This is a genomic window from Sulfitobacter sp. TMED3, assembly GCF_002167505.1.
Taxonomy (GTDB): Bacteria; Pseudomonadota; Alphaproteobacteria; order Rhodobacterales; family Rhodobacteraceae; genus Sulfitobacter; species Sulfitobacter pontiacus.
Window position 1 is genome coordinate 1 of sequence record NZ_NHBI01000016.1, and the last position, 11,498, is coordinate 11,498.

Genomic DNA, 11,498 nt, shown 5'->3' on the forward strand with positions numbered 1-11,498 from the left:
CTGGTGAATTTGATGCAGTTCGTGGTCATTGCTCTTCTCCTTGTTTGCGTTGCAATGATGGTCACCTTGCAGCTGGCCAAGGCCCGGCCACACCGCAGGCGGAGCGCAGCGGAGAGGGGCAGGCGCCGGTCTTTTTGCTCCGCGAGGAATGGCCCGCAGGGGCAAGGGAAAAAGATCGGCGACAACCTTTGTGGACGGGGCGACAGCTGCGACCAGCATGTCATGCAACTCAGACAAAAGGAGAAGAGCGGTGGCGGCGAAGGAAGGTAGGGGAACGGCCGAGGGAGGCGCTGCAGGGCGGGCGATGTCTTCTCTGTCCTCTTGCCCCGATCCGAATCCCGACCAGTCAGAGCTTTGCTGTCCCTGCCTCACGTGCCACGACGGCTGGTTTCCGTGGCAACCCGATGTGTGTTGTCTTGAAGCGCAGCATGGAGAACGTCGAAGCTTCGACAACCTGTTCGGATCACCGGGATTTCGAACTGACCCTCTACGGCAACCCGATAGCTTGGGTTTGCACAGCACGACCATCACCGGCCTTCTGCCAGCTTCGGTCAATGCAATCCGGCGGTCGTCGGACATCGTTTGCGACCCATGATCGCGGCGCGGAGCTGCGTGTCCGGCAAAGCGAGGACCAACAGCGGCCGAGACGCGAGGTACGTGATCACTGATGTCACACGCCCGCCCCAGCGACCGTTACCGAATGGCCGAGATGAAGCGTTACCACGACCGTGCGACGGCTGGTCGGGCTGGCTCCGGAGGAGACGGCGCGGCCAGCGGCACGTCGCAGGGAGAGGCGGCGTTTCAGCTCGGGGAGGGCGGCTGCGCGCAGCCGACCGAGTAGGGCGCGGTCCTGACCAAAGGGCAGGAGGGGCCAATAACACTAAAACCTAAGATTTGCGCATCACAAAACCCTAAAGATCGTTCGACACATACACCTAAATCATGTACGACGCTAAAACCTAAATCTCGAACGGAGCCGAATAATTATGCCGAGTGCCGCAGAGAAGCTTGCAAGCTCCTTGGAAGAGCTCGAGACACTACAGTCTGGTGGTTCGATTGCCATTCGCTCCAAAGACATGTCACGCACTCACCGCGAACGGCTGCTGAAGGCAGGCTTCCTGAAGGAAGTCATGAAGGGCTGGTACATCCCATCACGCCCCGATGAAAACGCCGGTGAGAGCACAGCATGGTACACATCGTTTTGGGGATTCTGCGCACAATACCTGTCAGATCGGTTTGGCACTGACTGGTCTCTGTCTCCTGAACAGTCCCTCATCATACATGCTGGAAACACGACAGTTCCTGCTCAGCTATTGGTAAGAGCGGTCAAGGGCGGAAACTCTAAGACCGATCTGCCCCACAACACGTCGCTTTTTGAGACGCGCGCAACGATCGCGTCAGATGAGGCGCTCGAAATCGTCGACAATTTACGCCTATTCTCCGTCGAGGATGCCCTAATCCTCGTTCCCGAGGTCTTCTTCCAAAACCATCCGACAGAAGCGCGCACTGTGCTTGCTATGATGCCGGATGCCTCACGGCTGCTTGGCAAGCTGTTGGACGGGGGGCACACGCGAGCGGCCGGCAGGCTTGCTGGTGCTTTTAGAAGCATCGGGTCCGAAAAGGTCGCAGACGAAATCCTTGCGGCGATGAAAGCCGCTTCGCATGACGTTCGCGAGATCAACCCCTTTGAGCAGTCGATTCTTGTGCCAAACGCCGGGCGGATCACCTCGCCCCACGTGCATCGCATCCGCTTGAAGTGGGAGAGCATGCGCGACGATGTTATTGATCTCTTTCCAAAGGCCCAACCCATCACCAATGACATCGACGCCTATCTCAAGCAGATCGACGAAATCTATGTCACGGATGCGTATCATTCGCTCTCCATTGAGGGCTATCGTGTCTCGCCGGAACTGATTGACAAAGTGCGTTCGGGGACCTGGAACCCAGAAACAGATGAGCAAGACCGAGCGCTGAAAGACGCCCTTGCAGCGCGTGGATATTGGGAAGCATTTCAGAGAGTGAAGGAAAGCATTCGGGCAGTTCTGGAAGGTGCTGACGCGGGTGAGGTTGTTGAGCGCGATCTGAGTGATTGGTATCGCAACCTATTCGCACCGTCTGTCACAGCGGGCATCCTGAAGGCCTCTCAACTTGCAGGCTACCGATCGTCCCCTGTGTACATTCGGCAATCCCAGCATGTCCCAATGAGTCCTGAGGCAGTTCGAGACTGCATGCCGGTCTTCTTCGACCTACTCAAGGCGGAAGATGACCCGACTGTTCGGATCGTCCTTGGACATTTCATCTTCGTATTTATCCATCCGTTCCTGGACGGGAACGGTCGAATAGCGCGCTTTCTGATGAACGTCATGATGGCCGCTGCCGGGCAACCATGGACAGTCATCAAGCTCGAACAGCGCGCGGCTTACATGGCCGCTTTAGAGACAGCGAGCGTGAGGGAAGATATTCGACCGTTTGCAGCTTTTCTGGCCGAGACAAGGGCAGCGCAATGACAAATAAATATGTTCTGGTCATGGGAAGCGCCAATGACGCCGAACGCCAGCCATTCAAGTTCTACATTTGAGCGAGTCCGACGATGAGAAACACTCATTCTGCAGCTACCGTTAAGACGCCAAGCCTGATCGACATCGCTGAGTTGCGCGTCTAGCTCATGCCAGTAACCCTAACCCCAATACGGCAGAAAGATTGTTGGTCGGGCTCCACTTGGACGATTGAGGACGAGGACCAGCTTGCTGAGCTCCTGGCCCGCGTCGCAATAGGTCAGTCGCGAACAGTGGAGCGCATATTGCGCGCCACAGGCGATTTGCCCGCGCGCTATCCCAAAGGCGGTTTCGAAGGTGCGCGAAAGCTTTTGACCGTCGGCACTGGCGACAAGACCTACCATCGGGATGGTTGGGTTTTTCAGGTCATTGCGTGGATCGCCGCTCACCGTTTCGACGATGAGGCTCTCATACGGGCTCCACAGATGATTAAAGCGGACAAAGGGTTGGATGGCCTCATTATTGAGTTCGACAGCGACGGCATTGCCCATGTTGTCATCTGCGAAGAGAAGGCGACCAAGAACCCTCGGAACCAAGTTAAATCAAAGGTCTGGCCGGAGTTTGAGCAGTTTGAAACAGGCGGACGAGACAACGAACTCATTGCGTCGGTAACTTCGCTACTTGAGGTATCCAGAGACCCAGACCCCGACGGGACTGTTGCCGATATTCTATGGAATGAAAAACGGGCATACCGCGTGGCGGTGACCGTTGGTGGCAAATATGCATCGGCAAAGGGACGCAAGGGCTTGTTCAAAGGGTATGAGAAGTCTGTACTGGGTGACGTAGCACGCCGGCGCGCCGAAACCTTAGTTTTGGAAGACGTTCGCGACTGGATAGATTGTGTAGCGGAGAAAGCGCTCGTCAAGATCGACAGTGCCGAGGCGGCAGCCAATGTATGATCCCGCAACGTCCGAACTCATCAGGTCCACCCCAGACTTGCCCGACCTGGACCGCGAAGGTTTGCCTGACCGACTTGCACGTGCTTTCGCCGAGATCGTATCGGCAAGGGTACTGCTTCGCGAGAGTGAAAATGGGGAAGAGCTTCTCGAGGACACAATTCGATTTGCACGCCGGTTGGCGCAGACCAATGAAGCATTGGTAGCCATTAATCCCGATAGAGAAAACCGGGCAGCGGCAGGCTTTGTTGCCGCAACGGCTTATCAGTTGGTTCATCAAGCGATCGCTCTACGGGACTCGGACCAGCCAGTTTCATTTGTATCGCCGAATACGATCAGTCCGGATGTTTCGGCAATGCTCCTGTTCTTGGTAGCCGGGGCATCGGCTGATGCTGCTGAGGTGGCAGACTCTATCCGCATCCCGAGCGGCGATTGGCTGCAGTCGGAACTGATTCTTCACTTGATCATGCTCGCAAAAGGACAAGTTGGTCGTATTCGGAATCGAAAGCGACCGCCCCAAGACCGACTCGTCTCGGGTACCGGTGGCGAGCGAGCCAATGCAGCGCTCTACTATCGACTCTTGCGAGGTGTGCGAGCCTTGGCCTTCGTGCTGCAAGGGCGTCGAGTGAGGGGGATGGTCGATCCAATTGCAGTCTTCTCTGAAGTAAAGTCGCTCGCCGCCGGCGCATCAGATCTGGAGGATACATTCCCCGAAGGTGCAATCGCTGTCTTTCCCGGACCGTTCCATTTGGCCAGTCTCTTGATCGCTGCAGGCTCCGCCCTGATGGAAAGCGCCGTCGTTAACCTACCGCCTCCGGATGGCGTACCTGAGGATCGTTGGACCGAGGCCATGAAAACGGTTGCCGAGACGCGCCCGTATCTGTGGCGTAATCACAAGGACGCCGTCGCCCAAGGGTACCTCAAGATTGGCACATCTGCTGCGATAGGGTTCCCCACTGGAGCCGGGAAGTCGACGACCGCACAACTCAAAATTCATGCAACTTTGTTATCCGGGCGCAAGGCGGTATTCCTAGCTCCTACGCACGCTCTCGTTGATCAGACAGCACGGGACCTGCGCGGTGCATTTCCGCGGGCAACCGTTCGCGGTGAACGTATGGACGAATTCGGGTTTTCTGGGGATAGCGACGAGTTGCCGGACGTCATGGTGATGACTCCAGAAGCCTGTCTCCTTACCAGTCATATGGAACCAGAGCGGTTTGATGACGTCGGTCTTTTGATCTTCGATGAATGTCATCTGATGCATCCGAGCACTGACGGAGACCGGAGAGCAATCGACGCGATGCTATGCATCTTGGGGTTTACCCGCGTTGTACCGGACGCCGATATCGTCCTGATGTCGGCTATGATGAAGAACACATATGAACTGAGCGGTTGGCTGGCGGAGCTGACAGGTAGAAACTCTCTTGCTCTCGACAATGCATGGAAACCAACCCGGCAACTAAGGGGATGCGTCGTTTACGATGAAAAGAGACTTGCTGACCTGCGAAAACTCTTGCGGAATGCTCGCGCAAAAAGCTCCACTGCGGGGGTTCCTGCTGCGGTAAAGCGCAAGCTGACGGCAAAACCAAACGCGTTCTTCAGCGTGAAGCAGACATGGGCGTCACAGGTTCGCCGCGACTATGCTCTTGTACCACTCTTGAACGAAACACTTCAGCTTTCGACAAACAAGTTCTGGAAAGTGACGCCCAACTCCGGTGTCGTTGCATCTTCAGTCGCTGCTGCAGCCGCTGGAGCAGGGCTACGAACTCTCGTCTTTTCTCAATCCATACCGAATGCCTTTTCTATATCAGAAAAGGCCGGGGCAGCGCTTGATGAATGTAGTGTCGAACTGACTGAAACTGAGCAGCGTCTGTATGAGATTTCCGTCGATGAAATGGGTGGTGCTGATCAGCTGTACTTGACTCTTGTGGGCGGAAAATTGGCATCCCAGGCTGCGACGCACCATGGACAATTGCTTCCTGAGGAACGCCAGCTAGTGGAGGCGCTGTATAAGCGAAAGGGGGCGTTGGCCGTGCTCGCAGCGACCCCGACGCTCGGTCAAGGTATGAACTTGCCTGCCGATTTGGTCATCATAGCAGAAGACAGCCAATTCGACGCCTCTTCCGGTCGAAAAGACCTCCTGGGCCCAGAGGACCTGCTAAACGCAGCCGGTCGTGCCGGCCGGGCAGGCGAAAGCGCAACCGGTATCGTTCTAGTCATCCCCGGACAGGTCGTCGGCCTGGACGATGCTGAGAACAAGATCGGGTCAAGATGGAGTAGGCTGCGAGACATATTTGGCCAAACCGATCAGTGTTTGGTGCTGGACGATCCATTTACGGCCCTAATGGACCGTATCCACAATAGCGCAACTGAAATCGGTGACTTGGAGCGTTACGTCGTCGCGCGCTTGGCAGAAACTGATCATGGCGACGATGGAAAAGTTGACATACGACTTGGCCTCGCGAGGAGCTTCGCGGCTTATCGTAAACGTCAAGATGCGGACGAAGACTGGGTTGAAAGCAGAACTGCCGCAGCACTTTCACTTCTGAAGAGCGATGATGGAGACCTAGCCGTTGAGAAATTGTCTTTGCGCAACACCGCATCCATGTTGGGGCTGCCGGAGGATATTCTGGACGACATGTCAAAGGCTCTCAGCAAGCACGGTTTTAGAAACTTCAAAACCGTCGAAAGCTTGTGCGATTGGGTGTTCGAGTGGCTGATGGTTAAACCGGAGTACCTGGTTCGCTTGGTCAAGTTGGAGACCCTGGAGTATCTCTTCGGAACGGAAATCAAGAAGCTAAAGGATGATCAATCGCGTGCATCCTACTCACTTCCGAAGCTTCGCGCGGCCTTGAAGGACTGGATGAACGGTGCGCCGCTCAAGAAAATTCAAAAGCGGCTTTCTGACAAAACACGCGACAAGAAGCGCTCTACGAGTGCTCGAAAGTTCGTGATTAGACTTGTTCCTGATCTCGCCCATCTCATGGGGGCGCCGCTTCAAATCCTTCAGGGTCATGTCAACGTGCATTCGGCGGAAAAGACAGAACCGTGTACAGCGATGGTGTTTGCCAATCGTTGCGTAAGGCGGGGATTTTCAAATGCTGAGATGGCCGCGTTTGGGTCACTTATGTGGTCAGCCAAATGGTCGCGGCATGAAGTCCATCGACATTTCGCAGAAATCGTACCCTATCTCAAACCGGCTGCGGTTAGTGAATCTCAAGAGGCATTGGAAGCACGCGTGGAGTCCGCTTCTGATAGCGAACTAAACAATAGAGATCTGGACGACCTCATCTAATCAGCAAGATTGGACGGCTCGACAATTTCCAATTCCGGCAGATCCCGCAGGCTCTGCAGATCGAACGTCACCAGAAACGTCTCCGTCGTCACGAAGGTATGCGGCGCCCCGGGCCGCGGCGACCGGGGCCCGCTGGCGATCAAGTCCTTGTACCGCAGCCGGGCCAGAAGATCGCGACTGACCTCCTTGCCGAAGATGTCGGCCAGCCCGGCGCGGTCGATCGGCTGGTGATAGGCAATGGCGCAGAGCACCCCCATCTCCATCTCGGTAAAGGCGAGGGACTGGTCACCAAGGTCGGCGGTGGTCTTGATCGCATCGGCAAACTGCGGTCGCGTGCGGAACATCCAACCGCCAGCCACTTGGGCCAGTTCGTAAGGACGACCCGTCAGCTCGGCCTGGATGTCCTCGATCAGCATCTCCACGGAGGCCCCCTGCCCCACCACGCGGGCCAGATCTTCGCGACNTACCGGTGAGGCACTGGCGAAGAGCACCGCTTCGACCCGGCCCATCCATTCGCGCCAGCGCAACTCCTGCGGCAGGTCCTCGAGCTCGCGGTCAAAAACGGCGCCGCTTTCATCCGCCGGTTGCCGTTTCCTCGTTGCCGTCATCATGGCGCGATCCCATAGAGCCGGAAAGTAGGCCGCCCGGTCAGTTCTCGCGCCACGCCCAGCTCGACCAGCCGGTCGCAGAACCGCCGCGCGGCACGATCTGTCATGGAGATCGACGTGCCGCGAACAAGTGGTGACAACTGTCACTGTACCCTAATTTGTGAATCGGCATGCGAAATTGACCCACTTGGGTGGGTTATGAGCGAGTAAAATTGACCCACCTGCCACGTTAGCATCCGCGCTGGATAGCGCGGAGGAATGAGCAGGTGATATTGATGGAAAGTGTATCGAAGATCCGTCGTTGGATATTGGTTGAGGGTCGCAGCATCCGATCTGTGGCGCGGGCAACCGGTTTGTCGCGGAACACGGTGAAGAAGTATCTGAAGGACGACAGTCCACCGAGCTATCAGCGGCAAGCGCCACCGGCCCGGCATAAGCTGTGCGATGGATTTGACGCGCGGCTCCAAGAGCTTTTCGAGCAGGATCACAAGCGCCCGCGCCGGGAGCGGCGGACGGCCACGAAGCTTTACGAACAGCTCGTCTCGGAAGGGNATACTGGGTCCTATTCTCCGGTTCAGCGATTTATCCGAGACCTCAAACGTGCCGATGCTGGATCGGGAGAGGCGTTTATCCCCCTGCATTTTGCTGCTGGTGATGCGCTCCAGTTTGACTGGAGTGAAGAGCGCGTGGTTCTCGGTGGTGTCGAGCAGAAGGTAAAGGTTGCTCACTTCCGCCTGTGCCATAGTCGCAAACCTTTTGTCGTAGCCTATCCCGGCGAGAGCCAAGAAATGGTGTTGGATGCCTTTGTACGGGCGCTGTCCTTCTACGGCGGGGTTCCGCGACGGGTGATCATCGACAATCCCAAAACGATGGTGACCTATGTCTCCCGCTCGAAGGACCGAGTGTTCCATCCTCGGTTCCTGGCATTGATGAACCACTATGTAATGGAGCCGGTTGCCTGCACCCCCGCGTCGGGTTGGGAGAAAGGTCAGGTGGAGAACCAGGTCCATTTTTTACGAGGCCGATTGTTTGTTCCCATGCCAGCTTTTGATGATCTGGATGGGCTGAACAACTGGTTGCGTCTGCGCTGCGAGGAATTGGCAAGCCGCGCCCACACTGAACAATCGTCCCGCACGATTGCGGAGGTTTTTGAAGATGAGCGCGCCGAGCTGCGCCCCCTGGGGCGGGCTTTTGATGGTTATGTGGAAAAGACGGTGCGGGTCCGTTCCACCTGCCTGGTTCAATATGCCAGCAATCGCTATAGCGTGCCTTCCCGGTTTGCAGGCCAGCATGTCTCCTTGCGCGCCTATGCGAGCCGGATCGTGCTGGTGTCAGGCCAGGACGTTATTGCCGAGCACAAGCGTCGCTTCACCCGCAACGTCAGCTACTTTGAACCTTGGCATTATGTTCCTCTACTGGATCGCAAGCCCGGCGCTCTGCGCGACGGCGCCCCTTTTGTGGACTGGCAACTGCCTGAGGCCATGCATCGGATCAGGGAGCATTACATGGCTGGCAAAGGCGGGGACCGGGAGTTCGTCGATCTGCTTCTACTGGCCCAGGACCACGGAATCGAGGTGGTGGAGACGGCCTGCGAATTGGCAGTTGAACAAAACACGTTGCGCCTTCCTGCCATCACTAATCTGATCAACCAGTTGGTGGAGCCAATCATCACGCCGTTGAATGAGGGCAATGTCTATCCGCAGCTGACCGTGCGGCCCGAGGCCGACTGCAAGCGCTATGAGGCGCTCTGCTCGGCCGAGGAGGCTGCCGCATGAACGCTCTCATCGACCAACTGACCGCCTTGAGGCTGCATGGAATGGCAGCTTGCGCCCATGATTTGCTGTCCGCGCGCAAGCCACCAAGTCTGACCACAGCGATAAAGCAACTGATCGACGCGGAAACCGTAGAGCGGCGGGTGCGTTCCATCCAGTATCAAATGCGCATCGCGAAGTTCCCCCATCATAAGGACTTCGCCACCTTCGATTACGGCGCGGCCGCGGTGAGTAAGGCCCAGATCGAACCCTTCTGCTCGGGTCAGTTCACTGAAGAGGCGCACAACCTTATCCTGGTCGGCGGAACCGGGACAGGCAAAACTCACATCGCCATCGCGCTTGGAACCACATTGATCAACAACGGCAAGAAGGTCCGCTTCTTCAACGCGGTCGATCTGATCAATGCTCTGATCAAGGAACAGGCCGACGGCAATGCCGGGAAGATCATCCGGCAGCTGTCGGCTCTGGATTGCGTCATCATCGACGAGTTGGGCTACATCCCGTTCCCGAAATCCGGCGGCGCGTTGCTGTTCCACCTGATCAGCAAGCTCTACGAGAAAACCAGCGTCATCATCACCACCAACTTGGAGTTCGGGGAATGGGTCGCTGTCTTCGGTGATGCCAAGATGACAACTGCGCTCTTGGATCGCGTCACGCACCACTGTGCCATCATCGAAACGGGCAACACGTCATATCGCTTCGCTCAGAGCAAAAGTCGCAGAGAAAAATAGCCGCATCGCAAGCAAAGCCCCCAGACGGACTCGCTATATGAGGGCGGTCCGCCTGGGGGCTTTGGCACCCAATAGGCGGGTCAAAATCAAACGCTGAAACCGGGTCACTTTTAAACGCTCATTGACANCCCTAATTAATCAGAATCTGCGGATTCAGGGTCATTTTGGGCATTTTTGTACCCTTAATTGCAGTATATCCACAGGCCCGGTGCTTCAGGATTTGACCGCATCTGAGCACCTCCAAATTGCATCGGCCCGCGCCAGAAGCGCTTGACGATCTGCCCCAGATCCAAGCTCGGAGATGGCCTGCCGGGCTGCTCGTAGAGCGCTTTCTGACGCTCTCGACTTGCTCGTTCTATGTTCTTCCTGTTCCGGCAGATGTTCTGTTTCCCGCCGTCCCGGAAGCCGCTGGTCGAGGTCATTCGACAGAGCACGCATCCGTTCAATCACCCGACCATGCTGCGGAAAGGCGCGGCGTAACCCCCGAACCGCCCAATAGTTTCCTCTCAGAATGAGGGTAGCGCCCACAATGGGACGGGTCACGCCGACACCAACCGCGGCAAGTGCCATCAACCTTTCGCGCCCGTTCCCAGATGTGAGCGACCCCAGATTCCCGATCTCCAGCGCTGCCAAGAGATGCAAGGTCAAATCCACCCGGCGCAACCGCGCGGGATTGTTCGTGGTGACGGCGGACTTCAGAGCTTTGGCACCGCGATCAGCGCGCGCAAGAAGCCGACCTGATACGGCTACTTTTGGATACTGGCAAGTTCATCCAATCAGGAGCGTCTCTTTGCTTTTTTCACTAATTCTTGCAGTTATCGCCATCGTTTCGAGTAGTTGGATACATCTTGCGGTCATGCGGTGGGTATCGGTTGGCATGGCAAAGATACCTTTGGAGCCGTTCAATCGTGTCATGATGGCCGTACTGATCCTGTTTTTCGCGCATTTCGCCGGAATAGTTGTCTTTGCAGGCATGTTTGGCGTCGGTCACCAGCTTTTGAGCATCGGCGGCTTTTCCGGTGAGAGCGTTGATACCGTTCTGGATTATTTTTATTTTTCCGTCGTCAGCTATACGTCCCTTGGTCTTGGCGATATTTTCCCGACAGATCACCTGCGTCTTCTGACGGGCGTCGAGGCCTTGACCGGACTGTTGCTGATCGCGTGGTCAGGTGCATATCTTTTCGCGATGATGAACCGGCTTTGGGATTGGCCCCCCTGCGCCGAGCCTGACAAACCGAAAAAATGAAAAAGGGCATACCCGACACCTGCTAGCCGAACGCGCCTTTTTCAGGAGGGCTATAGCACTTTCGAGAAGTGTTTTAGTGGTCTTCGCTGGGTCGTGGTGCAGTCCAGCGCGACAGATAAATCCGTTGGAACACAAAGACTGATGTGATCGCAATCACAGCGTACACAACAATGAGCGGATCGGATTGCAGCTTCATAGCTGTAAAGGCCACCAGCACCACAGCGTCAAACAACAAGGCCAAGACGATGACAAATGCTTTCGCTTCAACCTCTTTTCGCATGAAGCGCAAGACGCCCCAATGGACGATCATGTCCATGATCAGATAAAAGAAAGCCCCCAATGACGCGATCCGGGTCAGATCAAAAAACACCGCAAGGATAGAGGCGATCACCACC

Annotated in this window: 8 protein-coding genes and 2 pseudogenes; 7 read left to right on the plus strand and 3 right to left on the minus strand. The window is 56.3% G+C overall.

The annotated features are described in order from the left end of the window. The 4 genes from CBB63_RS04760 to CBB63_RS04775 form a co-directional block, all read left to right on the plus strand. The coding region (locus CBB63_RS04760) for a hypothetical protein (protein ID WP_286698335.1) at positions 1-270 on the plus strand (270 nt) is incomplete at its 5' end. Positions 271-986: 716 nt separating this feature from the next. Then, entirely contained in the window at positions 987-2,507 is a 1,521-nt protein-coding gene (locus tag CBB63_RS04765) for a Fic family protein (RefSeq protein WP_009827239.1), read from the plus strand. 293 nt (positions 2,508-2,800) lie between these two features. Further along, entirely contained in the window at positions 2,801-3,454 is a 654-nt protein-coding gene (locus CBB63_RS04770) for a hypothetical protein (protein ID WP_201721928.1), read from the plus strand. Between the two features lie 61 nt (positions 3,455-3,515). Further along, positions 3,516-6,746, plus strand: coding sequence for a DEAD/DEAH box helicase (locus tag CBB63_RS04775; protein ID WP_286698336.1), 3,231 nt, complete (start codon positions 3,516-3,518; stop codon positions 6,744-6,746). On the opposite strand, the gene scpB is transcribed toward CBB63_RS04775, so the two are convergent. Next, positions 6,743-7,357, minus strand: coding sequence for an SMC-Scp complex subunit ScpB (gene scpB / locus CBB63_RS04780; protein WP_286698337.1), 615 nt, complete (start codon positions 7,355-7,357; stop codon positions 6,743-6,745). The two genes, CBB63_RS04775 and scpB, sit on opposite strands and share 4 nt — an antisense overlap. Continuing rightward, positions 7,354-7,464 (minus strand): annotated as a pseudogene (locus CBB63_RS04785) (DUF1403 family protein); the annotation flags it as partial. The pseudogene CBB63_RS04785 and the gene scpB, both read right to left, overlap by 4 nt. A gap of 165 nt (positions 7,465-7,629) precedes the next feature. Here CBB63_RS04785 and istA point away from each other — a divergent pair. The 3 genes from istA to CBB63_RS04800 all read left to right on the plus strand — a co-directional run bounded on the left by istA (position 7,630) and on the right by CBB63_RS04800 (position 11,103). Next, on the plus strand, positions 7,630-9,129 hold the full coding sequence (gene istA / locus CBB63_RS04790) for an IS21 family transposase (RefSeq protein WP_286698338.1): 1,500 nt from the start codon (positions 7,630-7,632) through the stop codon (positions 9,127-9,129). Next, a complete protein-coding gene (gene istB / locus CBB63_RS04795; RefSeq protein ID WP_108485421.1) occupies positions 9,126-9,857 on the plus strand; it encodes an IS21-like element helper ATPase IstB in 732 nt (243 codons plus the stop codon). The genes istA and istB overlap by 4 nt, the downstream gene beginning before the upstream one ends. Positions 9,858-10,386: 529 nt before the next feature. Next, positions 10,387-11,103, plus strand: coding sequence for an ion channel (locus CBB63_RS04800; RefSeq protein ID WP_161487394.1), 717 nt, complete (start codon positions 10,387-10,389; stop codon positions 11,101-11,103). A gap of 73 nt (positions 11,104-11,176) precedes the next feature. On the opposite strand, the pseudogene CBB63_RS04805 reads toward CBB63_RS04800, so the two are convergent. After that, a pseudogene (locus CBB63_RS04805) lies at positions 11,177-11,498 on the minus strand (amino acid permease); the annotation flags it as partial.